This is a genomic window from Kitasatospora sp. NPDC001683 (assembly GCF_053596495.1).
The window spans coordinates 1-25074 of record NZ_JBSFGK010000078.1; the positions used below are offsets into that span (position 1 = coordinate 1).

22 protein-coding genes and 1 pseudogene are annotated in these 25074 nt (G+C 74.2%); 13 read left to right on the top strand and 10 right to left on the bottom strand.

Annotation, left to right across the window (positions count from 1 at the left end):
- The 4 genes and pseudogenes from ACWCYO_RS31125 to ACWCYO_RS31140 form a co-directional block, all read left to right on the top strand.
- Positions 1-92: pseudogene (locus ACWCYO_RS31125) on the top strand (electron transfer flavoprotein subunit beta); the annotation flags it as partial.
- Positions 93-137: 45 nt separating this feature from the next.
- Positions 138-1100: an electron transfer flavoprotein subunit alpha/FixB family protein gene (locus tag ACWCYO_RS31130; RefSeq protein ID WP_270141913.1), complete on the top strand. Its 963-nt coding sequence runs from the start codon at positions 138-140 to the stop codon at positions 1098-1100.
- A gap of 210 nt (positions 1101-1310) precedes the next feature.
- Positions 1311-2732 carry an acyl-CoA synthetase gene (locus tag ACWCYO_RS31135; protein ID WP_449786079.1) on the top strand — a complete coding sequence of 474 codons (1422 nt, stop codon included), beginning with the start codon at positions 1311-1313 and terminating at the stop codon, positions 2730-2732.
- Positions 2733-3059: 327 nt separating this feature from the next.
- Positions 3060-3959, top strand: coding sequence for a C40 family peptidase (locus ACWCYO_RS31140; protein ID WP_449786080.1), 900 nt, complete (start codon positions 3060-3062; stop codon positions 3957-3959).
- A gap of 93 nt (positions 3960-4052) precedes the next feature.
- Here the strand turns inward: ACWCYO_RS31140 and ACWCYO_RS31145 are convergent, their stop codons facing one another.
- Positions 4053-4997 carry a ribokinase gene (locus ACWCYO_RS31145; protein ID WP_449786081.1) on the bottom strand — a complete coding sequence of 315 codons (945 nt, stop codon included), beginning with the start codon at positions 4995-4997 and terminating at the stop codon, positions 4053-4055.
- A 402-nt stretch (positions 4998-5399) separates the two neighbouring features.
- Here ACWCYO_RS31145 and ACWCYO_RS31150 point away from each other — a divergent pair, with 402 nt between their 5' ends.
- Together ACWCYO_RS31150 and ACWCYO_RS31155 are read left to right on the top strand one after the other, a co-directional pair.
- Entirely contained in the window at positions 5400-6467 is a 1068-nt protein-coding gene (locus tag ACWCYO_RS31150) for an NUDIX hydrolase (protein ID WP_270141905.1), read from the top strand.
- 80 nt (positions 6468-6547) lie between these two features.
- Positions 6548-7366, top strand: a complete 819-nt coding sequence (locus ACWCYO_RS31155) for a DUF4184 family protein (RefSeq protein ID WP_449786082.1) — start codon at positions 6548-6550, stop codon at positions 7364-7366.
- Here ACWCYO_RS31155 and ACWCYO_RS31160 read toward each other — a convergent pair.
- Positions 7342-8706: a dipeptidase gene (locus tag ACWCYO_RS31160; protein ID WP_270141903.1), complete on the bottom strand. Its 1365-nt coding sequence runs from the start codon at positions 8704-8706 to the stop codon at positions 7342-7344. The two genes, ACWCYO_RS31155 and ACWCYO_RS31160, sit on opposite strands and share 25 nt — an antisense overlap.
- Positions 8707-9094: 388 nt before the next feature.
- Between ACWCYO_RS31160 and ACWCYO_RS31165 the strand changes: the two genes are divergently transcribed.
- The gene (locus tag ACWCYO_RS31165) at positions 9095-10279 is read left to right on the top strand and encodes a geranylgeranyl reductase family protein (protein WP_270150818.1); all 1185 of its coding nucleotides are present in this window, start codon (positions 9095-9097) and stop codon (positions 10277-10279) included.
- Positions 10280-10445: 166 nt separating this feature from the next.
- On the opposite strand, the gene ACWCYO_RS31170 is transcribed toward ACWCYO_RS31165, so the two are convergent.
- Positions 10446-11429 carry an ArsR/SmtB family transcription factor gene (locus ACWCYO_RS31170; RefSeq protein WP_449786083.1) on the bottom strand — a complete coding sequence of 328 codons (984 nt, stop codon included), beginning with the start codon at positions 11427-11429 and terminating at the stop codon, positions 10446-10448.
- Positions 11430-11566: 137 nt separating this feature from the next.
- On the opposite strand from ACWCYO_RS31170, the gene ACWCYO_RS31175 reads away from it, so the two are divergent.
- Positions 11567-12973: an MFS transporter gene (locus ACWCYO_RS31175; RefSeq protein WP_449786084.1), complete on the top strand. Its 1407-nt coding sequence runs from the start codon at positions 11567-11569 to the stop codon at positions 12971-12973.
- 35 nt (positions 12974-13008) lie between these two features.
- Here the strand turns inward: ACWCYO_RS31175 and ACWCYO_RS31180 are convergent, their stop codons facing one another.
- Complete coding sequence (locus tag ACWCYO_RS31180; RefSeq protein ID WP_270141897.1) at positions 13009-13413, bottom strand: RidA family protein; 405 nt, start codon at positions 13411-13413, stop codon at positions 13009-13011.
- Positions 13414-13516: 103 nt separating this feature from the next.
- Positions 13517-14314 (bottom strand): ATP-grasp domain-containing protein, encoded by a 798-nt coding sequence (locus ACWCYO_RS31185; RefSeq protein WP_270141896.1) that lies wholly within the window; start codon positions 14312-14314, stop codon positions 13517-13519.
- Between the two features lie 198 nt (positions 14315-14512).
- On the opposite strand from ACWCYO_RS31185, the gene ACWCYO_RS31190 reads away from it, so the two are divergent.
- Positions 14513-15286: an enoyl-CoA hydratase family protein gene (locus tag ACWCYO_RS31190; RefSeq protein ID WP_270141894.1), complete on the top strand. Its 774-nt coding sequence runs from the start codon at positions 14513-14515 to the stop codon at positions 15284-15286.
- Between the two features lie 112 nt (positions 15287-15398).
- Here the strand turns inward: ACWCYO_RS31190 and ACWCYO_RS31195 are convergent, their stop codons facing one another.
- Positions 15399-16208: a maleylpyruvate isomerase family mycothiol-dependent enzyme gene (locus tag ACWCYO_RS31195; protein ID WP_449786085.1), complete on the bottom strand. Its 810-nt coding sequence runs from the start codon at positions 16206-16208 to the stop codon at positions 15399-15401.
- 141 nt (positions 16209-16349) lie between these two features.
- On the opposite strand from ACWCYO_RS31195, the gene ACWCYO_RS31200 reads away from it, so the two are divergent.
- Positions 16350-17105: an acyltransferase gene (locus tag ACWCYO_RS31200; protein ID WP_449786086.1), complete on the top strand. Its 756-nt coding sequence runs from the start codon at positions 16350-16352 to the stop codon at positions 17103-17105.
- Between the two features lie 242 nt (positions 17106-17347).
- Here ACWCYO_RS31200 and ACWCYO_RS31205 read toward each other — a convergent pair whose 3' ends face one another.
- A complete protein-coding gene (locus ACWCYO_RS31205; RefSeq protein WP_270141888.1) occupies positions 17348-18724 on the bottom strand; it encodes a PucR family transcriptional regulator in 1377 nt (458 codons plus the stop codon).
- 306 nt (positions 18725-19030) lie between these two features.
- Between ACWCYO_RS31205 and ACWCYO_RS31210 the strand changes: the two genes are divergently transcribed.
- Positions 19031-19873, top strand: a complete 843-nt coding sequence (locus tag ACWCYO_RS31210) for an esterase/lipase family protein (protein ID WP_270150817.1) — start codon at positions 19031-19033, stop codon at positions 19871-19873.
- A 73-nt stretch (positions 19874-19946) separates the two neighbouring features.
- On the opposite strand, the gene ACWCYO_RS31215 is transcribed toward ACWCYO_RS31210, so the two are convergent.
- Together ACWCYO_RS31215 and ACWCYO_RS31220 are read right to left on the bottom strand one after the other, a co-directional pair.
- Positions 19947-20525, bottom strand: coding sequence for a HutD/Ves family protein (locus tag ACWCYO_RS31215; protein ID WP_270141886.1), 579 nt, complete (start codon positions 20523-20525; stop codon positions 19947-19949).
- Positions 20526-20669: 144 nt separating this feature from the next.
- Positions 20670-22028: an MFS transporter gene (locus ACWCYO_RS31220; protein ID WP_449786087.1), complete on the bottom strand. Its 1359-nt coding sequence runs from the start codon at positions 22026-22028 to the stop codon at positions 20670-20672.
- Between the two features lie 38 nt (positions 22029-22066).
- On the opposite strand from ACWCYO_RS31220, the gene ACWCYO_RS31225 reads away from it, so the two are divergent.
- Both ACWCYO_RS31225 and ACWCYO_RS31230 read left to right on the top strand, forming a co-directional pair.
- Positions 22067-23320 carry an ROK family protein gene (locus ACWCYO_RS31225; RefSeq protein ID WP_449786099.1) on the top strand — a complete coding sequence of 418 codons (1254 nt, stop codon included), beginning with the start codon at positions 22067-22069 and terminating at the stop codon, positions 23318-23320.
- A 143-nt stretch (positions 23321-23463) separates the two neighbouring features.
- Positions 23464-24594, top strand: coding sequence for a PLP-dependent cysteine synthase family protein (locus ACWCYO_RS31230; RefSeq protein ID WP_449786088.1), 1131 nt, complete (start codon positions 23464-23466; stop codon positions 24592-24594).
- Between the two features lie 141 nt (positions 24595-24735).
- On the opposite strand, the gene ACWCYO_RS31235 is transcribed toward ACWCYO_RS31230, so the two are convergent.
- On the bottom strand, positions 24736-25050 hold the full coding sequence (locus ACWCYO_RS31235) for a DUF6191 domain-containing protein (RefSeq protein WP_270141882.1): 315 nt from the start codon (positions 25048-25050) through the stop codon (positions 24736-24738).
- Positions 25051-25074: the final 24 nt, after the last annotated feature.

The following is a 25074-nucleotide window of genomic DNA, read 5'->3' on the forward strand; positions in this document are numbered from 1 at the left end:
GTCCGGCGCGTACCGCGGGCACGGTCGTCAAGGACGAGGGCGAGGGCGGCAAGCAGCTCGCCGCCTTCCTCGCCGACCAGAAGTTCATCTAGTCCCGCCCGTCAGCGCATCCAACGATCGATCAGGAGCAACGAATCATGGCTGAGATCCTGGTTCTGGTGGACCACGCCGAGGGCGCGGTCCGCAAGCCGGCCCTCGAACTGCTGACCCTGGCCCGCCGCATCGGCGAGCCGTCCGCCGTCGTGCTGGGCGCCGGTGCCGCAGCCGCCGACATCGCCGCCAAGGCCGCCGAGTTCGGCGCCGCCAAGGTGTACGTCGCGGACGGCGCCGAGTTCGCCGACCAGCTGGTCGTCCCCAAGGTGGACGCCCTGGCCCAGATCGCCAAGACGGTGTCCCCGGCCGCCGTGCTGGTGACGTCCTCCGGTGAGGGCAAGGAGGTCGCCGCCCGCGTCGCGCTGCGGATCGGCTCCGGCATCATCACCGACGCCGTCGACCTGGAGGCCGGCGACGGCGGTCCGATCGCCACCCAGTCGGTGTTCGCCGCGTCCTTCCAGGTGAAGTCCAAGGTCACCAAGGGCGCGCCGGTCATCACGGTCAAGCCGAACGCCGTCGCCCCGGAGGCCGCCCCGGCCGCCGGCGCCGTCGAGAACGTGTCGGTGGAGTTCACCGGCAACGCCGCCAAGGTCACCTCGCGCACCCCGCGCGTCTCGACCGGCCGCCCGGAGCTGACCGAGGCCGCCATCGTGGTCTCCGGCGGCCGTGGCGTCGGTGCCGCCGAGGGCTTCGGCGTGGTCGAGGACCTCGCCGACGCGCTGGGCGCGGCGGTCGGTGCCTCGCGCGCCGCCGTCGACGCCGGCTGGTACCCGCACAGCAACCAGGTCGGCCAGACCGGCAAGCAGGTCTCCCCGCAGCTCTACATCGCGGCGGGCATCTCCGGTGCGATCCAGCACCGGGCCGGCATGCAGACCTCGAAGACCATCGTGGCCGTCAACAAGGACGCCGAGGCCCCGATCTTCGAGCTGGTCGACTACGGCGTGGTCGGCGACCTCTTCGAGGTGCTGCCGCAGCTCACGACCGAGGTGAAGGCGCGCAAGGGCTGATCCGATCGGTCCTGTGGACCGGAGGGCGTGGCACCGGGTGCTCGGTGCCACGCCCTCCGCCGTTCCGCCCCGGGCGCAGGGGAGCGCGGCTCCGGCCCGTAGAGTCGGCCCGACAGCGACCGGGTCCGGGAGCCGCCGACGCGATCGGCTGCGCGGGCGGACCACGGTGCGGGCGGATCACGGCGAGGACGAGAGGGTGAGGACGGAAGCATGGCACTGCTGACGGCACTTCAGGGCGACCACGGCGACGCTGCGGACGCGCTGCGGATCGACGGGCGGGCGCTCTCCCGGGAGGACCTGCTGGGCGCGGCGACCGCGGTGGCCGACCGGGTGGCCGGGGCTCCCGCGCTCGCCGTGCTCGCCCGGCCCACCGTGGAGACGGTCGCCGCCGTGGTCGGCGGCCTGCTGGCGGGCGTCCCGGTGGTGCCGCTGCCGCCCGACTCGGGCCCGAAGGAGCGTGAGCACATCCTGCGCGACTCGGGTGCGGCGCTGCTGGCGCACGCCGCCGGGGAGGCCCTGCCCGACGAGGTGTCGGTGGCGGCCCTGCCCGTCGACCCCGTCGAGCGCTCGGCGACCACGTACGCCGAACCGGCCGCCGATGCGACCGGCTTCGTGCTCTACACCTCGGGCACCACCGGCGCGCCCAAGGGCGCGGTGATCCGGCGCGCGGCGATCGCCGCCGACCTGGAGGCCCTCGCCGCCGCCTGGCAGTGGACCGCCGAGGACACCCTCGTCCACGGCCTGCCGCTGTTCCACGTGCACGGCCTGCTGCTCGGAGTGCTCGGCGCCCTGCGCACCGGCAGCCGGCTGGTGCACACCGGCCGGCCGACCCCGGCGGGGTACGCGGAGGCGGGCGGCAGCCTGTACTTCGGCGTGCCCACCGTCTGGTCCCGGCTGGCGGCGGACCAGGCGACGGCCCGGCGGCTGGCCCCGGCCCGGCTGCTGGTCTCCGGCAGTGCGCCGCTGCCCGTGCCGGTGTTCGAGAAGCTGGCGGCGCTCACCGGGCACGCCCCGATCGAGCGCTACGGGATGACCGAGTCGCTGATCACCGTCAGCACCCGGGCGGACGGCGAGCGGCGCCCCGGCAGCGTCGGGCTGCCGCTGGAGGGGGTGCGCACCCGGCTGGTGGGCGAGGACGGCGAACCGGTGCCCCACGACGGTGAGAGCGTCGGTGAGCTGCAGGTCTCCGGCCCCACGTTGTTCAGCGGGTACCTCAACCGGCCGGACGCCGACGCCGAGGCCTGGACGGCGGACGGCTGGTTCCGCACCGGGGACGTCGCGGTGATCGGGGCGGACGGGTTCCACCGGATCGTCGGCCGCGCCTCGGTGGACCTGATCAAGAGCGGCGGCTACCGGATCGGCGCGGGCGAGGTGGAGGCCGCGCTGCGCGACCACCCGGCGGTCGCCGACGCAGCGGTGGTCGGCGTGCCGGACGAGGACCTCGGGCAGGCGATCGTCGCGTATGTCATCCCGGACGGCGCCGTGACGGGGCAACAGCTGACGGCCTTCGTGGCGGAGCGGCTCTCGGTGCACAAGCGGCCGCGCCGGGTCGTCCTGGTGCCCGAACTGCCCAGGAACGCCTTGGGGAAGGTGCTGAAGAAGCAGTTGTTGGCGGAGGGCGAAGCCCGCTGATGAGGGGGCGTCGGACACCCGGAGCTGACGGGTGTTCACCCTGATGCATCGTCGGCCCGTCGCCGGGAAACCTCCCTTTGGCTCACTCCACTGCGCGCAGTGAGCGGACGTGTGCTTAACGTGACACGCAGGCAGAACTGAACCCCTGGGCGACGCGTCGCGGCTTCCGGTCACACGGCCGGAGGCCGCGGCAGATCGGACGGGGATCTGCCAAGCCGTACGAACCGGCGCTGCCGGGGAGTACCGCGTGTCCGCAGCAGTTTCCGCAGCCGCCCTTCGGGGGCCGTACGCCGCAGTGCGTTCGCAGCAGTGAAGGAAGTCAGCAGGATGACCACCGTCAACACCGGCGCACCGGATGCCGCCGATGAACCGACCGGGCAGCACGCCTCCGCCACCGACGCCCGTTCCGCCACCGACGCCCGTCCTGCGCTGGCCGGGCGGATCCGCCGGAGGATCGGCATGGCGGCCGTGATCGTGGTCGGTGCGGGGGCGTTCGGCCTCGGCACCGGCGTGAGCCCGGCCGCGGCCGAGCAGGCGCCGGCGCACGCCGGGTGGGACGGCTCGCGGTACTGGTTCAAGAACAGCCAGGGGCAGTGGCGCTGGACCACCCACTACAGCGTGTACCTGGCGCGGACCGGCGGGGCGGAGCCCTCGACCTCGAAGTCCTCGTCGTCTTCGTCGTCCTCGTCCAAGTCCTCGAACGGCGGGATCCAGCAGGGCTGGGACGGCTCGCGGTACTGGTTCAAGAACAGCAAGGGGGAGTGGCGCTGGACCACTCACTACGACGTCTACCTGCAGCGGACCGGCGGCTCCTCGTCCCCGTCCGGCTCCTCGGGCGGCTCCAGTGGCTCGGTGGCGGAGAACCGCGACGTCGAGACCGCGGTGCAGTACGCGCTCGCCCAGGTGGGCAAGCCGTTCCGGACCGCCGGCAACGGGCCGGACGGGTACGACTGCTCGGGCCTGGTGCAGCAGGCCTTCCGACGCGGCGGCATCAACCTGCCTCGGGTCGCCAACGACCAGTACGCGGCCACCACGCCGATCAAGGCGAGCCAGCTGCGCCGCGGTGACCTTCTGTTCTGGTCTCCGGACGGGACCGCGCGGGGCATCCAGCACGTGGCGATCTACCTCGGCAACAACCAGTACGTGGAAGCCGCGCGGCCTGGAACGCTGATCCGGATCTCGGGGATCAGCAAGGGGTACTACCCGGCGTACATGGGACGGCCGTAGCGCACCCGTGCGGGGCGCCCAGGTCTGCGGGCCGGGCGCTCCGCACGCCTGCGGGCGCTGTGGTCAGAGGTCGGCCGGTCAGAAGCGGCTCTGTCAGATGTGCTCCGGTCGGAGGTCGTCCGGTCGGAGGTCGTCCGGCCAGGGGAGTGCGCCGCGGGCGCCGAGTGCGGTGACGGCGAAGGCCCCGGCGGCCACCGCGGTGGCGGCCGCCTCCGAGAGGGCGGCGCCGTGGGCGAGCCGGGCCGCGAGTGCGCCGCAGAACACGTCACCAGCGCCGGTGGTGTCGACCACCCGGACGGCGGGCGCGGGCAGCCGGATGAGCCCCTCGCCGGTGGCGACCAGTGCGCCCTCGCCGCCGAGGGTGACCACTGCCCCCTCGGCCAGCCGGGCGAGGGCGTGGGCGGCCTCGGCAGCGGTCGGGGCGCCGGTGAGCTGGCGGGCCTCGACGGCGTTGGCGACCACCAGGGGGCGGCGGCCGGTGGGGCCGGGACCGGGCAGGTCGCCCGCCGGGGCGGTGTTGTGCAGCCAGCGGGTGCCGCCGTTCGGGCCCGCGGTGGGCAGGGCGGCGACGGTGGCGCGGACGCACTCGGCGGGGACCTCATTGCTGGTCAGGACGACGTCGGCCGGAAGCAGGTGGAGCCGGGCCAGGGCGGCGGTGACCTCGTCCGGGGTCAGCCGGGCGTTGGCGCCGGGGACGACCACGATGCTGTTCTCCCCGGAGGTGTCGACCATGACGATCGCCTGACCAGTGGGCGCATCGGGGTGGATGTGCACGGCGCCCGTCTCGACGTGCGCGCCGCGTAGATCGGCGAGCGCCGCCTCCCCGTCGGAGTCGCGCCCGACCTTGGCGACCAGATGGGTCGCGGCCCCCATCCGGGCCGCCGCCACCGCCTGGTTGGCGCCCTTGCCGCCGAACCCCCGGGTGGCGTCGGCGGCGAGGACGGTCTCGCCGGGCGCGGGGAGCACGGGGCAGCGCAGGATCCGGTCGGTGTTGACCGAGCCGATGACGATGACCCGGCCGGCGGGGAGCAGCTTCATCGTTCCTCTGTACGTGCCGGGGCGCGGGCGGCGCAAGGGGCACGTGCCTGAGCGGGTGGGCGCGTGTGTGGGGCTGTGGACGGGAGGGGCGGGTGGCGCAAGGGCGGCGCGAACGGCGTACGGGCGGGGCGCGCGCAGGAAGTCGGCCGGTCCGACTTCCCGTGCGCGGGCGGTGGCGGCAGGGTGCGGCATTGATGTCGGCCGGTCCCCATATATCCGTACCGGGCCCGTGGCCTGGGCGCATGCCGCTGTCAAGGGGCGGGCCGGGGCGCGTGGGCGGGCGCGGCGAGCAGTTTTGGGGAGCGGCGTGGCGCGGGTACCACCACGGGTGGCGCTGGTTCGGCCGACGGGGGCGCTGCCCGGTGCGAACGGCATCGGGGGAAGTCGAGGGCAGGGGACGTTGTGATCGTCTGGGTCAATGGCACATTCGGGGCGGGCAAGACGAGCGCCTGTCGCGAGCTGGTGGAACTGCTGCCCGGGAGCGTGCTCTTCGATCCCGAGCTGGTGGGCTTCGGACTGCGCCGGATGCTCCCGGCCGACCGGCTGGCCTCGGTGTCCGACTTCCAGGACCTCGCGGCCTGGCGCCGGCTGGTGCCCGAGACGGCGGCCGCTCTTCTCGGCGAGGTCGGCGGCCCGCTGGTGGTGCCGATGACACTGCTCAGAGAGGACTACCGGGACGAGATCTTCGGTGCCCTCGCCGCGCACGGGATCGCGGTGCACCACTTCGTGCTGGACCCCGAAGAAACGATCCTGCGTGACCGCATCGCACACCGCGAGGAATGCCCGGGCGATCCGGAGGCCAGCGAACGGGTCCGTACCTGGTGCCTCGAACACCTGCCCCACTACCGGGCCGCCCGTCGCTGGCTGGTCGGCGACGCCCGGATGCTCGACACCGGCGGGCTCACCCCGCGCGAGACCGCGCACCGGATAGCCGAGCTGGTCCGGGTCGGCGACGCGCGCTGCCCGATCGTCCAGGCCCCGGACCCGACCGGCGACACCGTGGCCTCGGCCGTGCTGTTCTTCGACGAGCAGGACCGGGTGCTGCTCGTCGACCCGGTCTACAAGCCGGACTGGGACTTCCCAGGCGGTGTGGTCGAACGCGGCGAGGCCCCCACCGACGCCGCCCTGCGCGAGACCGCCGAGGAGCTGGGGCTGCGGCTCGACCCCTCGGTGCTGCGCCTGCTCGCCGTCGACTGGGAGCCGCGCACCGGCCCGCGCCGTGGCGGCCTGCGGCTGATGTACGACGGCGGGCTGCTGGACGACGCGGGCCGGCAGAACCTGCTGCTGCAGCAGGAGGAACTGCGCGGCTGCCGGTTCGTCACGCTGGACGAGGCGGCCGACCTGCTTCCGCCGAGCCGCTACCGGCGGCTCGCCGCCGCGCTGGACGCCCGGCGGAGTGGGGAGTTGCGCTACCTGGAGGCGGGGTGCCGGGTGGCGCTCGGCCTGGCCAGTACGGCGGAGGCCGTGTAGTCGCCGGCGGTGAGGGCCGATGTGGTGGGGGAGGGGGCCCTGGTTGGTCCGGCGGGCGGTGCGGGCGCCAGGATGGGGGCATGCCGTTCACGTTGAGCCACCCCGCCGCCGTCCTGCCCCTGCTGCGTGCCGCCGGGGAGCGCGGGCCGTTGGTGGCCTCGGCGCTGGTGGCCGGGTCGATGGCGCCCGACGTGCCGTTCTTCGCCGATTCGCTGCTGCCCGGGGTGTACGGGCACGGCGGGCTGACGCACGTCTGGTGGGCGGTGCCGACACTGGATGTGGCGATCGCCGGTGCGCTGGTGGCCGGGTGGCACGGGGTGCTGCGGGCGCCGCTGGTGGGGCTGCTGCCCGAGCGCTGGGCGGGCGGGGTGGAGGCATTGACGGTCCGGCGGGCCGAGGGCGTGCGGGGTGTTGACGCCGCGTGGTTCCTGGCCTCGGCGGCCGTCGGTGCGGCCACCCACGTCGGCTGGGACGCGTTCACCCACGGCGGCCGGCTGGGCGTGCGGCTGCTGCCCGTGCTGGACCGGAAGGTGGCCGGCGTCCCGGTCTACGAGGCGCTGCAGTACGGGAGTTCGGCGCTCGCGCTGGCCGCGATGGCCGGCTGGGCGGCGCGTGCCGTACGGGCCGTCGAGCCGGTGCGGCCGGCCGTGCGGCTCGCTCCGCGGACCCGGCGGGTGGCCACCGTGGCGCTGGGCGCGGCGACGGCGGCCGGGGTGCTGCATCGGCTGAGCCCGCTGCGGCGCAACCTCGTCCCGGAGGTGTGCTTCGGCGCCGGGGCCGGGCTCGCGGTGGGCGCGGCCGGCTACGCGGCGGTGGTCGCGGCCGCCCGCTGGTGGCGGCGTGGCGGGCGGCCCGGGACCGGTTCGAACTCCCGTCAGCTGGAACGCAGTTCGGCGTAGCGGCGGAGGAACAGGGCCTCGGTGAGGGCCATCCGCTCCAACTCCTGGGGGTCGACGCTCTCGTTGACGGCGTGGATCTGGGTGGTCGGCTCCTCGACGCCGATCAGCACGATCTCAGCCTGCGGGTAGAGCGAGCGCAGGGTGTTGCACAGCGGGATCGAGCCGCCCTCGCCGGCCGCGACCATCGCGGTGCCGAAGGCCTCGGCCATCGCCTCGCCCATCGCCTCGTAGGCCGGGCCGTCGGTGTCGGCCCGGAACGGCGCACCGTTGCCCTGGCGCTGGATCGTCAGCCGGGCGCCGAGCGGGACCTGCGCCTCCAGGTGGGCGACCAGGGCGTCCTGGGCGGCGTCCGCGCTCATGCCCGGCGGGACGCGCAGGCTGATCAGCGCCTTGGCGGCGGCCTGCACCGAGGAGGTCGCGCCGATCACCGGCGGGGCGTCGATGCCGAGGACGGTGACGGACGGGCGGGCCCACAGCCGGTCGGCGACGGTGCCGGTGCCGGTCAGGGCGACGCCGTCGACCACCTTGGCGTCGGCGCGGAACTGCTCCTCCGGGTACTGCACGCCCTCCCAGGTCTGGTCGGAGGCCAGCCCGGCGACCGCGACGTCGCCGTTCTCGTCGTGCAGCGAGGCGAGCACCCGGACCAGGGACTGCAGCGCGTCCGGGGCGGCGCCGCCGAAGGCACCGGAGTGCAGGTTGCCGGCCAGGGTGGTGATCGAGGCCTCGACCACCGTCATGCCGCGCAGCGAGGCGGTCACGGTCGGCAGGCCGGGGGCGAAGTTGCCGGTGTCGCCGATCACGATCGCGTCGGCGGCGAGCAGTTCGGGGTGCGCCTCGGCGTAGCGCTCCAGGCCGCCGGTGCCCTGCTCCTCCGAACCCTCCACGATGATCTTCAGGCTGACCGGGTAGCCGTCCCCGTACACCTGGCGCAGCGCCCGCAGGGCGGTCAGGTGCATCAGGATGTTGCCCTTGCAGTCGGCGGCGCCGCGCCCGTACCAGCGGCCGTCACGCTCGGTCAGTTCGAACGCCGGGCTGAGCCAGGCGTCCTCGTCGAGCGGGGGCTGGACGTCGTAGTGCGAGTAGAGCAGGACGGTCGGGGCGCCCTCCGGGCCGGGCAGTTCGCCGTAGACGGACTGGGTGCCGTCCGGGGTGTCCAGCAGCTGGATGTTGCGCAGGCCCTCGGCGGCGAAGGCGTCGGCGACCCACTGCGCGGCCTTCTGGCACTCCTCGACCGGGAACTGGCGCGGGTCGGCGACCGACGGGAAGGCGACCAGCTCGGCGAGGTCGGTGCGGGCACGGTCCATCAGGGACCGGACGGCGTCGGCCAGGGGCTGTGACATCGGGGCTCCGAGGGGAACGGGTCCGCCCGTGAGGTGGTACGGGCGGAGGAGGTCGGTTGGGGTACCGCCGATCATAGGCGGAGTCGTCCGGGGAGCTTCGGGTGAGCTTCGGGTGAGCTTCCGGCTGAGTGGGTGTGCGGCGTCCGGGGCGGCGGAGGGACGCATAGGATTGCTGGCCGTGACTGACTCCGGAAGCCCCGATTCCCGTAGCCCGCTCAACAGCCCGCTCGGCGAGGACAGCCCGCTCGACGCGGACGGCCTGGTCGGCGAGGACGGCCCGCTCGACGCCGGCAGCCCGCGCGTAGGCGAGGACGGTCCGCTCGACGCCGGCAGCCCGCGCGTAGGCGAGGACGGTCCGCTCCTCGGCGAGGACAGCTCGCTGGACGGGGTGATCCTGCCGCAGGACGGCGTCTGGGACGTCGTGGTGGTCGGCGCCGGACCGGCCGGGGCCTCGGCCGCGTACGCCGCCGCGGTGCAGGGCCGCCGGGTGCTGCTGCTCGACAAGGCCGAGCACCCCCGCTACAAGACCTGCGGCGGCGGCATCATCGGCCCCTCCCGGGACAGCCTGCCGGCGAACTTCGAACTGCCGCTGCAGGACCGGGTGTCCGCCGTCACCTTCGCGTACGACGGCCGGTTCAGCCGGACGCGCCGGGATCGGCGGATGCTGTTCGGGCTGGTCAACCGGGACGAGTTCGACCTGCGCCTGGTGCAGTCGGCCAAGCAGGCCGGGGCGGTGCTGGTCACCGGAGTGACCGTCACCGGGGTCGAACAGCGTGGCGGCGAGCACCGGACGGCGCTGGTGACGGCGGCCGACGGGCGCAGCTTCGAGGCCCGTGCGGTGGTCGGCGCGGACGGCAGCGCCAGCCGGATCGCCCGGCACGTAGGCGTCACCTTCGACCAGATCGACCTCGGCCTGGAGGCCGAGATCCCGGTGCCGCCGCAGGTCGCCGCCGACTGGTCGGGCCGCATCCACCTCGACTGGGGCCCGCTGCCCGGCAGTTACGGCTGGGTGTTCCCGAAGACCGAGACCAGCAGCCTGACCGTGGGCGTCATCTCGGCGCGCGGCGACGGCGAGCGGACGAAGCAGTACCTCGCCGACTACATCCGGCGGCTGGGCCTGTCCGGCTTCACCCCGCGGGTCGAGTCCGGGCACCTGACCCGCTGCCGGGCCGAGGACTCGCCGCTCTCCCGCGGCCGGGTGCTGGTCGCCGGGGACGCGGCCGGGCTGCTCGAGCCGTGGACCCGCGAGGGCATCTCGTACGCGCTGCGCTCGGGCCGACTGGCCGGCGAGTGGGCGGTGCGGGTCGCGGAGGCGGGCGACGCGGCGTCGGTGCGGCGCGAGGCGCTGAACTACGCGTTCGCGGTCAAGGCCGGGCTGGGCGTGGAGATGCGCGCGGGCAAGCAGCTGCTGGGCGCCTTCGAGCGACGCCCGTACCTGTTCCACGCGGCGGTCTGCCTGGTGCCGGCGGCCTGGCGGGCGTTCGCCCGGACCACCCAGGGGCACACGACCTTCGCGCAGCTGCTGCGGCAGAACCGGGCGGCGCGCAAGCTGATGGCGATGGCCGCGCGGTAGCGGATCCGGTGGGGCGGGTGGGCCGGCGTGTCCTTGTAGATGGGGACACGCCGGCCCTGTCTGTGCCGGCGGCACTCGCCGGGGCGGCGATGAACAGATGTTGAAATCTGTTCGCTGAAATTTGTCATCTGTCATCTGTTATTCGTCGGCTGTCGTTCGTCGGCCGTCATCTGCCGTCCGTCAGCTCGTCCCCGAGCACGCTGCGCCGGTACAGCACCGAGCGGCCGTGCCGAGCCCGGGTGACCAGACCGGTGGCCGCCAGGACGGAGAGGTGCTGGCTGATCGCGCCCGGAGTGACGCCCAGGCGGTAGGCGAGCTCGGTGGTGGAGGCCGGTTCGGCCAGCAGTGAGAGCAGCCGGGCCTTCGGTGCGCCGACCAGCGCCTCCAGGGCCTGTCGCGGAACCGGCGAGCCCTGGTCGGCCATGCCCGCCTGCCCGCGTGCCGGGTAGCTGATCTGCGGCGCGCGGTTGCTGTCGATCATGGTGATCGCACCCCGGACGAAGAAGGTCGGGCTGAGCACGAGGCCGCGCCCGTCCACGGCGGTCTCCACGTCCCCGTCCGTCCAGTGCCGGTTGATCGACAGCACGCCGTCCGTCCACTGCAGGCGGTGGTCCAGGTCCGCGAACAGCGCCGCCGCGCCGTGCTGGGCGAGCACCCGCGCCCGGTACACCAGGTCGGCCTCCAGTACCGCGCGGGCCTGCGGCCACCAGGTGGGCGCGAGGCACGCCTCCCAGTACTCCTCCAGTGCGTCGCAGATCCGCGCCAACAGGCGTGCCGGGTCCCTCAGTCCGGCTTGGAGCAGGTCGGGCAGCGGCTGTCCGTTCGGCAGGAAGGTCTGCTCCAGTTCGCTGTGCAGCAGCTGCGGCGGCAGCGCGCGGACGGTGGCGAGCTGGCTGCGGAACTCGGGGGCGGGGGAGGACGGCCGGGGCGTCAGGAAGTCGGGGACCCAGCGGTTCGCGGCGACCAGCGACAGCAGCAGTCGGGAGTCCAATCGCTCGAACGAGGGCCTGAGCTGCTCGAAGGCCCGGCTGTGGAGTCGGTACACGCCCGGATGGGTCCACATCCGCAGGCTGAGCACGGCCTCGTGGATCGGGGAGTAGGCGAACCAGGTGGTCGCGAGGTCGGCCAGACGGAGGGTGAAGCGGTGCATGGACGTCCTCCTGCCGACTGCCTCCTGCCGACTGCCGGCTGCGGAACTGCCGCGCCGCCGAGCTGCCACGCTGCCGAGTTTTAGCCGGAGCCTAAAGGATTACCCGCTCCACCCCGTCCGGCGGTGGAATCGACGGCATGTCCACCACACCGACGGAGTCCTCCGTACCTTCCCTCGCCATGCCCGCGTCCGACCGGTCCGGCCGTCTGCCCGAGGCCCTCCGGCGCCGCCTGCACCCCGATCCGACGGTCCGTCGGCTGGCCGGGATCACCCTCGTCAACACGGTGGGCAACGGCCTCTCGTTGTCCGTCGCGGTGCTGTTCTTCACCCGGGTGCTCGGCCTGAGCGCCGCCCAGCTGGGGTTCGGGATGACGGCGGCCGGGCTGTGCGGGGTCGTCGCCAGCGTGCCGGCCGGCCGGGCCGCCGACCGATGGGGCGCCCGGCGGGTCCTGGTGGTGCTGGTCTGGGCGGAGGCGGTCGGCACCGCCGGGTACGCGTTCGTGCACAGCTACCCGGCCTTCGTGGCCCTGGCCTGTGCCGTCGCGGCCGTGGACCGGGGGTCGTCCGCGGCACGGAACGCGCTCTACGCCGACGTGCTGCCCGCCGACCGCCGGGTCGCCGGCCGGGCCCACCTGCGGGTGGTGACCAACATCGGCATCTGCCTGGGGACGGGACTCGGCGCGATCGCGCTCCAACTCGACACCCGGGCGGTCTACCTGACGGCGATCCTGGCCGATGCCGTCTCCTATGTGGCCGTCGCGCTCATGCTCCACCGCCTGCCCGCGGTGACGGCTCCGGCATCGGTCGAGCTCCCGGTCGAACCCCCGACCGAGCCCCCGGCCGAACCGATGGCCGAGTCCGGGACGGCGAGCAGGTCCGGCACGGCGAACCCGTCGGACCCCGCCGACAAGGGGGTCAAGCAGGGCCGCCGGGGCAACCCGGCGCTGCGCGACGGCCCGTTCCTGGTGGTGACCGTGCTGTGCTCCGTGCTCGGCCTGCAGTTCGCCGTCCTGGAGGTGGGCGTCCCGCTGTGGATCGTCCAGCAGACCGACGCGCCGCGGATCACCGTCGCGGGCAGTCTGATCGTCAACACCCTGATGGTGATCGCCCTGCAGGTGCGGGCCACCCGGGGCACCGAGGAGCGGGCGGCCGCCGCCCGGGCGTGCCGTCGCGCCGGGCTGCTGCTCGCCGCCTCCTGCCTGGTCATCGCCCTCGCGCACGGACTGCCCGGGATCCCGGCCGCCGTGGTGGCGCTGGTCGGGATCGCGCTGCAGTCGCTCGCCGAGGTGATGGGCCAGGCGGGCGGCTGGGCGCTGAGCTACGACCTCGCGGGTGAGCGCGGCCACGGCGCCTACCAGGGCGTGTTCAACGCGGGTTCGGCGGCCGCGATGATGGCCGGCCCGGCGGTGGTCAGCACCGCGGTGATCGGCTTCGGGCTGGCCGGCTGGGCCGTGCTGGGCGCTGTGCTGGCGGCGGCAGGCCTGGCGATGGGCCCCGCCGTCCGGTGGGCCGGACGGCGGGAAGCGCGGCTCGGGGCCGCGTGACGCAGCCCGGCTGCGGGCGTCGTGACGAGCCGCGCCTACTCCTGGACGATCGCCATCGCCTCGATCTCGATCAGGACGTCCGGCCGGAACAGCGCCGCGACCTGCATCGCGGAGGCGGCCGGGAGCGGCAGCTCGCCCAGGTACTCGTCGCGGGCCTCCCGGATCGCCGGGAGGTGGGCGATGTCGGTCATGAAGAAGGTGAACTTGACGACGTCGGAGAAGTCGGCCCCGGCGGCGGCCAGGCAGCGGCGCAGGTTCTCGAAGACCTGACGGGCCTGGGCCTTCGGGTCACCCGCGCCGACCAGGTTCCGGTGCTCGTCGAAGGCGACCTGCCCGGAGACCTGGACCAGCCGGCCACTGCCGGTGACGACCTGGGTGTAGCCGGTCCCGGGGGCGACGCCGGGCGGTTCGGTGATGTGGGTGAGGTGCGTGTGGGTCATGCCGCATGATCGTGCGCCATCGCCCCCCGGTGCCGCAAGCGATGACGCCGACCGATCGGCCGGTGGACTGCCAGCCGGGCCTCGGCACGGCCAACCGGCCCCGTCAACGCACCACTTCGGGCAGTTCGCGTCGGAACGGCCCGTCGCTGGAGGGCAGTTGGGCGGCCGGGCAGGAGGAACGCAGCACCACGTCCAGGACGTCGGCCGGCTCGGCTGCGTAACCGCCGCTGGCCCAGGCCGCGTTGGCCTCCACCACCGCCCAGCCGTGGTCCGTCCGTCCGACGTCCACCACGACCGCGCTCGGCAGCGGAGCCTGCGACGCCGAGGCTGCCAGCACGTCACTGGCGAAGGCCAGTACCTCGGAACCGTCCGGCCCGAGCGGCGCGACGGACAGCTCGCCGTCCACCGCGTAGCGCGAACCGGCCCGCACCGCGCCGTCCAGGACGAACAGCCGGTACTCCGTACGGAATCGCACCACCTCGCTGACCAGCACCGGGGTGTCGCCGTCCAGCAGCTCGGGACCGGGCAGCGCGCCGCCGTCCGGGTAGACCCGGGCGGCGAACAGCTTGTCCGCCGGCGGCTTCACGAAGGCCGGACCGCGCAGGGTGCGGGCCTCGGCCAGCGTGGTCGCGGACACCCGTCGGCCGGTCAGCGCCGGCGGCAGCCGGGCCAGCCAGTCCTCGGCCGGCTCCAGCAGGGCGAGGCCGAGCTCCTGGCCGACCGCATCGGCGAACAACGGCCCGCCGTACACGTGCACCGCCGCGCCGAGCAGTTCGCGCGGCGCCCGCCAGGAGGTGGCGGTGTACGCCCGCAGGCCGCGCAGCCCGGCGGCGGTGCGCAGCTGGAGGCCGGTCTCGTTGATGCGCGGAGCGAGCAGCAGAACCGGGGAGTCGGTGATCATGTCGCCCATGCTGCCGGGCGGAGGGCAGGCGCGACCAGCGGTTTTCCGTCCGGTCACCGGACGCTCCAGTGCGCTCGGCGGCGCTTGGCTCTGGCCGCGGGTCGGGTGGGCGTGCCAGAGTCGTGCGGGCGCCGTCCGGGCACCCCGGACCGCGCCCGCAGTCCGACCCACCCTCAGCCGGAAGGCAGACCCACGCCGATGACCAGCGCAGAGCCCCTCGTCCGCGTCACCACCGCCGACGCCGTCACCACGCTCACCCTCGACTCGCCGCACAACCGCAACGCCCTCTCCTCCCGCCTGATGTCCGAGCTGCACGCCGGACTGGCGCTGGCCGCGGCGGACCGCGACGTTCGCGCGGTGGTGCTCACCCACACCGGCAAGGTGTTCTGCGCGGGCGCGGACCTCTCCGAGGCGACCGGCGCGGACCCGACGGTGGGCCCGCGCGGCCTGGTCGAGCTGCAGAAGGCGATCGTGGACTGCGTCAAGCCGGTGATCGCCGTGGTCGACGGGCACGCCAGGGCCGGCGGCCTCGGTCTGATCGGCGCGGCGGACCTCGCCGTCGCCGGACCGGCCGCGACCTTCGCCTTCACCGAGGTCCGCCTCGGTCTCGCGCCCGCCGTCATCTCGCTGCCGCTGCGCCCCAAGCTGGAGCCGCGCGCCGCCTCCCGCTACTACCTCACCGGCGAGGTCTTCGACGCCGCCGAGGCCGCCCGGATCGGGCTGATCACCCAGGCCGCCGAGTCCACCGAGGACACCGGGGTGGTGCTGAAGGGCCTGCTGGACGCGCTGCGCCAGGGGTCGCCGCAGGGGCTGGCCGAGTCGAAGCGGCTGGCCAACGCCGAGGTGGTGCGCTCCTTCCAGCGGGACGCGGACGAGCTGGTGCAGCTGTCGGCGCGGCTGTTCGGTTCGGCGGAGGCGCAGGAGGGGATGCGGGCGTTCCTGGAGAAGCGGCCGGCTGCCTGGGTGCGTTGAGCCGGCTGACGACTGACAGCGGACGGCTGACAGCCGACGGTGACTACTGGTGGCGGGCCCGGCCGACTGAGCCGACCCAGCCGGTCGAAGGTCCGGCCGGGTCGGCTCGGGCTCAGCGGATCGCCGCGTTGTCCCGCCAGAGGTCGAGCAGGTCCCGGTCGCCACTGAGCTCGACCTGCCCGGCCTGCTCCGCCTGATCGGGGCGCCCCGCGCGCTCCGCCTGCCCGGTCTGTCCGACCGTCAGCCGGTTCCAGAGCAGCAGGTAGAGCTCGCGGGCCGGCCCGGTGATGGTCAGATCGGCCGGTTCGGGGCGTTCCTCGGTGGTGACGGCGAGCGGCTCGCGGGAGAGGGTCAGGCGCCAGGAGCCGGGGCCGTCGGTCGTCCGGACCTGGACGGTGCGCAGGCCGTCGCTGTGCACCTTCGCCCGGCCGCGGGTCATGAAGCCCCGCAGCAGCTCGTCGATGCCGTCCGCAGCGAGCGCGGTGTCCACGGCCGGGCCCGGCGAGCCGGCCGCCGCGTCGGCGTCGAAGCGGTGGACGGCGGTCTCGTGCGCCTGGCGCCGGGCCCAGAAGGCCAGCGGGCTGGGCGCGGGCAGGAAGGTCCAGCACTCGAGTTCGGCCGGGGCCTCCTCCAGCGTCGTCACGAGCGCTGCGTGGCCCTCGCGGAACCAGTCGAGCAGCGCGGCGTCCGAGGGGTCCGGGCCGATGACTGCCTGCGTGCCCGCCTCGTCCAGGACCGTCCGCAGCCCCTGCGAGGGGTAGGCGGCGGCCCAGCGGTGGACCTGGCCGACGTGCCGCACCAGATCGCCCAGCCGCCAGTCCGGGCAGGTCGGTACGGGGGCGGTGAGGTCGGTACGGGCGGCGGCGTCGGCCAGCAGGGCGCCCTCGCGGCGCAGCGCGTTGATGTGTTCGGAGATCTCCACGGGGTGGAGTCTTTCACCTCGGGCCGACCGCGGTGGCGGATTTCGGACGGTCGTGGGGGTGGGACCGAGGGGCTGGTGGGACGGGTGTGACATCGGCCTCCCGGCGGACGGACGGACGCTACGGGCCGGTAACGTGAGCGCATGCCGATAACCCGTTCCCTCCTCTCCACCGTCCGGTCCGGTGGCCGCCGGGCCGCCGGACGCCTCGTGCACCGGGGCTGGCGCTGGATGCAGCGGACCGGCGCCGTCACCAACCGGAACCCGGGCCCGTACCGGTTCGGCGGGCTGGGCGACGGCACGACCCTGGCCTTCCCGCTCGGGGCGGTGTTCAACGAGCAGTGGATCACCATCGGGCCGTTCTCGATCATCGGCGAGCGGGTCACCATCAGCGCGGGCTTCCTGCCCGGGCTCGACCTCGGCCCGGAGCCGATCGTCCGGATCGGCGGCGGCTGCGTGATCGGCCGGGACAGCCACATCGTCGGCCACCAGTCGATCGTCATCGGCGACGACGTCTGGACCGGCCCCGGAGTGTACGTCAGCGACCAGGCGCACGAGTACCGGGACACCGAGCTGCCGATCGGCAAGCAGTGGCCGCGCAACGAGCCGGTGGAGATCGGCACGGGCAGCTGGATCGGCACCGGCGCGGTGATCATGCCGGGGGCGCGGATCGGGCGCAACGTGGTGGTCGCGGCGGGTGCGGTGGTGCGCGGCGAGGTGCCCGACCACAGCGTGGTCGCCGGGGCCCCGGCCAAGGTGGTCCGCCGCTGGACCGAGGAGGAGGGCTGGCAGCCGCCGCTGCGCCACGAACCGCCGCGGCCGGTGCCGGACGGGGTGACGGCGGAGCAGCTGCGCGCGCTGGTCGGGTGGGACCTGCGGTTGCCGGGGGAGCAGGGCTGAGCATCGCCTTACTCGTTCGGGAGCCCGAACCTGGACGTGGACGGTGTCCGGGCCCGGCGACCGACACCGCCGGGTGGACCTTCCAGCGCTGCGCCGGCATCGGACAGGACGGCGTGGTCGGGCCGCGGACCTGGTCCACGCTGGACGGCTGGGTGGGGGCTCCCACGCCAACCTGACCTGCTGAGGCCCGGCCCATCACCGCTGCCTGCGCCCCCGTACCCGGTGGCGCGGGCAGCATGCCGTCACAACTGGGCTGCAGGGGAAGGACGTTCGGCTGGCTGGCGAGCCGGGGCCGACTGTTCGGCGGTCCGCGCGGCGATGGCGGCGGTGATCCGCAGGACGTCGGCCGGGCGCGCCGGGTCCAGGCCGGTGAGGACGGCGATCCGGCGCAGCCGGTAGTCGACGGTGTTCGGGTGCAGGTGCAGGGCGCTCGCGGTGTGGCGGCGGTTGAGGCCGCCGGCCAGGTGGGTGCGCAGGGTGGTGAGCAATTCCCCGCCGTCGGCGAGCGGTTCGAGCAGGGCGGCGAGCCGGGAGCGGGCCCGGCTGGGCCGGGTCAACTGGTACTCCAGTAGGACGTCGTCCAGCCGGTGCAACCCGGGCGGGAGGCCGAACGCCCTGGCGACGTCCAGGACTTCGTAGGCGAGGGCGGCGGCGCCGGGCACTTCGGCGGGTGTCGCGGCGCAGGCTCCGGCCAGCACGGGCACACCGGCCGCGCGAGCCGCGGCGGCGAGGGCGGCGGCGAGCTGGGGCCACGGCTCCGCTGCGGCCTCCCCGACGGACGGATCGGCGGACCGGTCCGGCGGAGTGTCGAGCGGGAGGAGCACCAGGCCGCCCGAGGGGGTCAGCGAGGTGAGCGCCGACTGCCGGGTGCGGTGGTCGAGTTCGGCGCCGAAGCGGCGGAGCTTGCGGCGGGCGGCGATGCCCGGATCGACGCCGGGGGAGTGCTCGTCCGGGTGGTCGGCGAGGGACAGGCAGAGCACGGCGTAGCCGGCCGGTAGCTCCGTCCCGGCCCGGGCGGCGGCTTCCGCGGCGGGGGTGCCGGCGAGCAGGGCGGTGAGCAGGGACTGCCGGGCGGTGGAGCGCCGGTCGCCGGCCGAGCGCTGACCGTCAAGGAATCCGGTACCGGCGGCGATGGTGGCCCGGCGGAGCTGGTCGAGCAGCAGGCGGTTGAGCAGCAGCAGGTCGGCGGCGTCACCGGCGTGGGCGTCCCGGGTGAGGAACTCCCAGCAGACCTCCAGCCCGAGGTGGTGGGCGAGCAGGACCGCGTCCAGCGGCAGGCCCTCCTCGGCGCGGCGCGCGGCGGCCTCGCGTACGGCGGTGAACTCCTCGGCGGGGGCGGGGAGTCCGGTGCGGACGGCGTGGGCGAGGGCGCGGATGCGGCGCTCGGCGTCCCGGGTGAGCTCGCCGGTGAGCTGCTCACGGGGGAGACGGCGGTAGATCGGCACGCGGTCCAGCAGGGCGGTGACCACGCTTGCGGCCAACTCGCGGACGCCGCCGAGGAGTCGCTGGTCGGCCGGGAGTCCGCCGATCACCGGGACGCGCCACGGGGCGGCTTGGTCGGCCGGGGCGGGTTGATCGGCCGGGTCCGCGGGGGAGCTGGTGGGGCGGTTCGTGGGCACTGCGGTGGGGCGGTTCGTGGGCACTGCGGTGGTGCGGTTCGTGGGGGCGCAGTGGGGTGCGTTGTGACCGGTCACAGAGAACACCGTCCAGGTCTGGGGAACGCCCAAGGGCCGGGCCGGAGGGGCGACCGCATCATTGAGCCACTCGGGTTACCTGTTGGTAACAAACTTCGGCTGTGGAGGCAACAGTTGAGAACCCCACTTCTCCGCTTCTCCTCAACTCCCTTGCGCCGTCGGCTCGGCGGAGCCTTCGGCGCGGCGGTACTGGCGGGCGCGCTGCTGGTCGGCGCGGCGGCGGCCCCCGCCATGGCGGCGCCCGCGGCGGCTCCCGCCGTCACCGCCGCGACCGAACTCCCGCCCGACGGCGACTCGGTGGCCTCACCTCCCGGCGCCAACGACTGGAGCTGCCGACCGTCCGCCGCGCACCCCTACCCGGTGGTGCTGGTGCACGGCACCTTCGCCAACCGCTACGAGAACTGGCTGGCGCTCTCCCCGCTGCTCAAGGGCCTCGGCTACTGCGTCTTCGCCGTCGACTACGGCACCATCCCCGGCATCACCTCCACCGGCAGCGGTCTGCTGCTGCCGATCGGAGGCCTCGGAGCGGTGCCCACGTCGGCGGCCCAACTCGCCCACTTCGTCGACCTGGTGAGGTCCGCGACCGGTGCGGCCAAGGTCGACGTCGTCGGGCACTCGCAGGGCGGCATGCTGCCGAACTACTACCTCAAGTTCCTCGGCGGGGCCTCGAAGGTGGACACGCTGGTCGGCCTGGCGCCGTCCAACCACGGCACGACCCTCGACGGGATCACCAGGCTGGCGCCGTACTTCCCGGGCGTGGCCGACCTGATCTACACCGTCTGCCAGGCCTGCCGCGACCAGGCGGTCGGCTCCGACTTCAACGCCACCATGGCCTCGCGGCCGGACACCGTACCGGGCGTGCACTACACGGTGATCTCGACGGTGTACGACGAGGTCGTCACTCCCTGGCGGACCCAGTTCCTGAACGGGCCGGACGTGGACAACGAGGTGCTGCAGGACCACTGCCCGGTCACGCTGGCCGAGCACGTGGCGATCGCGTTCTCGCCGACGGCGCTGCACCTGGTGACCAACGCCCTGGACCCGGCGAACGCCACGCCGGTGTTCTGCGGCTGACGGCTCGCCGTCGGCGTGGCGGCCGCCGCTGCCCGTGCCCCCGGTCGCTCCGGGGGCACGGGCAGCGGGCTGCTCAACTTGCGGTGGCGGTACGGAAGGTGACGGCGGCGGTGACCCCGTCGGGCCGCAGCGCGTGGGTGCCGGGGGTGTCGAGCAGCGCGGCGTCGTAGCGGGTCAGCGCGGTGGCGTCGAGGGTGACCGAACCGGCGAGGCAGACCAGCAGGAGGGTCGCGGCGGGCGGGAGCTGGACGGCGCCGGGCTCGGTGATCAGGTCCACGGCGGCCTCGATCCGGCCGCGGCGGGTCATCACGTTGAAGTCCACCACCGGACCGCCCAGCAGCCGGCAGTCGGTCGTGGCGTCGCCGGGGAAGGCGAACGGGCGGAACGGGGCGTCGACCACCTGCTCGACACCGTCCACGGTGAGCGCCATGCCCGTGCCCTCGACCAGGGTGATCACCCGGTCGATCCCGGGGAACGGCGAGAAGGGCCCGGCCGAGGCCACGTCGGCGAGGCTCACCCGCCAGTCGAAGTCGTTCAGCCCTGCTCCGGCGGGGAACCCGGCGACCTCCCTGGTCACCCCGCCCCCGTTGAGCCACGTGGTGGCCGGGCGCTCGCTCGCCCGCAGTACCTGGATGCGTCCGGTGGTGGTCATGGGTCCGCATCCTGCCACCTGTGGGGTGGATCCGTCGGGTGCGGGGCTAAGGACGGATGACACCGAACGGATGACAGATGATGAAATCTGTTATCCGTTCGCTGTCATTCGTCACCTGTCGGCCGTTGCCCCGCCCGCCGCTCGTCAGCGTCGTCCGACCGTCAGCGGCAGCAGGGCCGCCGTCGTGGCCGCGACCGCGACCGTGGTGAGGGCCAGCGGCAGTCCGGCCGCGTCGGCGAGGAAACCGATCACCACCGGCCCGATCAGCATCCCGCCGTACCCGAGCGTCGAGGCGAGCGCGACGCCCTGAGGCCCGCCCGTCGCACCGGCACGCGCGATCGCGAGCGGGAACAGGTTGGCCAGCCCGAGGCCGACCAGGATGAACCCGCCGATGGCCAGCGGCACCGCGGGAGCCAGAGCGGCGACCAGCATGCCGACCGCCGCAGTCGTCCCGCCGAGCAGCATCAGCCGGTTCTGGCCGAGCCGTATGGACAGCCAGGTGCCGCCCACCCGCCCGCTGGTCATGGCGAAGGCGTACGCGGCGTACCCGCCGGCGGCCGTTCCCGCGCTCGCGTGCACGTCGTCGGTGAGGTGGAGGGTGGTCCAGTCGGCGATCGCGCCCTCGCCGTACGCCGTGCACAACGCCGTGAGCCCGAACATCAGCACCAGCAGCCGGACGTGTGCCCCGGCCGGGCGACCAGCGGAGTTCTCAGCCGTTCCCGTGGCGGAGTTCTCACCCGGGCCCTCACCCGGGCCCTCACCCGGGCCCGCACCAGCCCCGGACCCGGCCCCGGCCCCGGACGGGGACGCAGCTCCGGACCCGGCCCCGGACCCGCCACCGCCGCGCTCCGGCGCGACCATCGGCACCGCCGGGCTGCACAGCAGCACGACGCCCGCGCCGACGGTGACGGCCAGCCCCAGCAGCCCGCCGAGCGCGAGCGCCCACGCGGTGGTCAGCCGGCCGGCGAGCAACCCTCCGAAGCCCGCGCCGACCAGCCCGCCCAGGCTGTACCCGGCGTGGAAGCTGGGCATGACGGGTCGGCGCAGCTGCGCCACCAAGTCGACGGCGGCGCTGTTCATGGCGACGTTGGCGCCGCCGTACCCGGCGCCGAACAGCAGCAGCGCCCCGCCCAGGGAGTACACCGAGTGGGCGTGCGCGGGCAGCGGTATGGAGAGACTGACCAGGGCGAGCGAGCCGACCGTCATCGGGCGGGATCCGTACCGCAGGCAGAGCCGGCCGACCACCGGCATGGTGGCGACGCCGCCGATCGACAGGCAGAGCAGGGCGAGTCCGAGGGCGCTGTGCGAGGCGCTGACCTGGCTGCGGACGTCCGGGATGCGGACGACCCAGGCGGCGAACAGGAAGCCGTCGACGGCGAAGAAGGCGGTGAGTGCGAGCCGCGCGGCGCCCCAGGGTCTGTCGGGCGCCGGGGGTGTGCTGCGAGACTGTGGGGAGGCGTCGTCGGGGTGGCGGTGGGCACGGATTTTGTTTCGAAGCGGCACAAAGTAACAATAGGGGCGTGCAGCTCTCACCTTCAAGCCTGCGGCCCCGCTCCGGGACCGACCCCGACGCGCAGCGCGACGCCCACCGCCGCGCGGCCCCCGACCGCGGTCGGACGCTGCTCGGTCCTGCGCTCTCGCTGATCCACACCGGCCAGACGCCCACCCGTTCCGCGCTCACCCGCGCGCTGGACGTCACCCGGGCGACCGCCGGCGCGGTCACGGCCGAACTGGAGGCGCTCGGCCTGATCACCGTCGACTCGCGCCCGGCCGGCGGTGGCCGCGGCCGCCCCTCGCACCGCCTGGCGATCGACCCGCAGGGCCCGGTCGTGGTCGCCGGGCAGATCCACGCCGACGGGCTGAGCGTCACCCTGGCCGGCCTCGGCGGACTCCTCGACCCGCCGGTCCACCTGCCGCTGCCCGCCGCCACCGACCCGGTCCGGATGCTGCGCGCGGTCGCCCAGGCCGGCGCCGAACTGGCCCGCTCGACCAGCCGTCGTTGCCTGGCGGCCGCGCTCGCGCTGCCCAACCCGGTCACCGAGCCGGACGGCACCGCGCTCGCCGCGCTGCACTTCGCCTGGCCCAGCGGCACGCCGGTCGCCGACCTGTACGACGTCGAGGTCGGCCGTGCCGACCACGGCCCGAACGCGGTGCGGCCGTTGCCCACCGCCATCGCCAACGACGCCAACCTCGCCGCGCTCGCCGAGTACCGGCACGGGGCCGGGCGCGGCGCCCGGCACCTGCTCTTCGTCACCTCCGGCCACCGCGGCGTCGGCGGCGCCCTGGTGATCGACGGCCACCTGCACACCGGCAGTGCCGGGCTCGCCCTGGAGGTCGGCCACCTCACCGTCGACCCGCAGGGCCGTCCCTGCGTGTGCGGCAACCGGGGCTGCCTCAACTCCGAAACCGACCCCGACGCGCTGTTCGCCGCCGCCGGCCTCACCCCGGAGCCGGGGCGCCCGCTGCTCGACCAGGCGCGCGAACTGTGCTGGGCGGCCGCGACCGACGAGCGGGCGCGGGCGGCGGTGGAGCACGTGATCGACCGGCTCGGGCTCGGACTGGCCGGGGTCGCCAACATCCTCAACCCGGACCGGGTGGTGCTCAGCGGACTCCACCTCGACCTCCTGGAAGCCGCCCCCGACCGCCTGCGCGCGGTGGTCGCCGAGCGTAGCCTGTGGGGCCGCAGCGGACGGGTGCCGATCGTCGGCGCGGAGCTGGCGCACGGCGCGCTCGCGGGCGCGGCCGAGCTCGGCTGGGGACCGTACCTGGCGGACCCGCAGGCCGTCCCGGTGTAGTGGCGGGAGTGCGGTCCGGGCGCGATGACGGGAGTGCGGCCCAAGCGCGATAAGCGGAAGCTGTGCCTCCGAAAACGGTCACTTATCGTGACTCTCATACACTCGTAGTGAGCAACGGGGGCCGCAATGAGGGAGAAGTGACCATGAGCACCCAGTCCGGTGTGAGCCTCGGCATCGAGCCGACCGTCGACGTCGACCGCTCGGACCCGAACTACCGCGCCTGGCTCAAGGAGGCGGTGCGCAAGGTCCAGGCCGACGCGAACCGCTCCGCCGACACCCACCTGCTGCGCTTCCCGCTGCCGGCAGAGTGGGGGATCGACCTCTACCTCAAGGACGAGTCCACCCACCCGACCGGCTCGCTCAAGCACCGCCTCGCCCGCTCGCTCTTCCTGTACGGGCTCTGCAACGGCTGGATCCGCCCCGGCAAGCCGGTGATCGAGGCCTCCAGCGGCTCCACCGCCGTCTCCGAGGCGTACTTCGCCCAGCTGATCGGGGTGCCGTTCATCGCGGTCATGGCGAAGAGCACCAGCCAGGCCAAGATCGACCTGATCGAGTTCCACGGCGGCGAGTGCCACCTGGTCGAGCGCTCGGACGAGGTGTACGAGGCCTCCGCGCGGCTCGCCGAGGAGACCGGCGGGCACTACATGGACCAGTTCACCTACGCCGAGCGGGCCACCGACTGGCGCGGCAACAACAACATCGCCGAGTCGGTCTTCGCCCAGCTGCGCCTGGAGCCTCACCCCGAGCCGGCCTGGATCGTCGCCACCGCCGGGACGGGCGGCACCTCGGCGACCATCGCCCGGTACGTGCACTACATGCAGTACGACACCCGGATCTGCGTCGCGGACCCGGAGAACTCCTGCTTCTTCGACGGCTGGGTCAACCACGACCCGGGTGCCGTCTGCACGAGCGGCTCCCGGATCGAGGGCATCGGACGGCCCCGGATGGAGCCGAGCTTCGTGCCGGGCGCGGTCGACCGGATGATGAAGGTGCCGGACGCCGCCTCGATCGCCGCGGTGCGGGTGCTCGAGCAGGTGCTCGGGAAGAAGGCGGGGGCCTCCACCGGGACGGGGCTGTGGAGCGCACTGCGGATCGTCGCGGAGATGCGGGCGGCCGGTCGGACGGGCAGCGTGGTCAGCCTGATCTGCGATCCGGGGGACCGCTACCTGGACAAGTACTACTCGGACGACTGGCTGGCCGGCGAGCGGATCGACATCGCGCCGTACCGGGCCGCGATGGAGTCCTTCCTGGCCGGCGGCGCCTGGACGGGCTGACAACTGACAGAAGACAGCTAACAGCTAACAGCTGACGGATGACAGATTTCAGATTCTGTCATCCGTCAGCTGTCACCCCGTCCCCCGTCCCCCGTCAGCCCGTCAGCCCGTCAGCCCGTCGCCCCGTCAGCCCGTCAACCGTCACACCGTCCGCCGCCGGATCACCGCCCGCCCACCCGCGAGGTCGATCCCCGTGCGCTTCGGCGCACCGTCGTGCTCGTCGTCCCGCAGCACCAGTTCGATCCGCCGCTGTTCCAGCTGCACCCGCTTGCTCGGGTAGAGCAGCGCGTGCAACTCCTCCGTCGCGGTCGCCCCCGCGCCCCGGCCGCCCGCCGAGGTGCCCGGTTCCACCGCCGCCGGCCGGCGGTAGAACCGCCGCACCACCGCACCGAGGAAGAACAGAACCACCAGTCCAGCCGGTAACAGCAATCCGCCCGCCGCGCCGTTCAGAAGCATGCCCATGCACCCCCGACGGCTCGA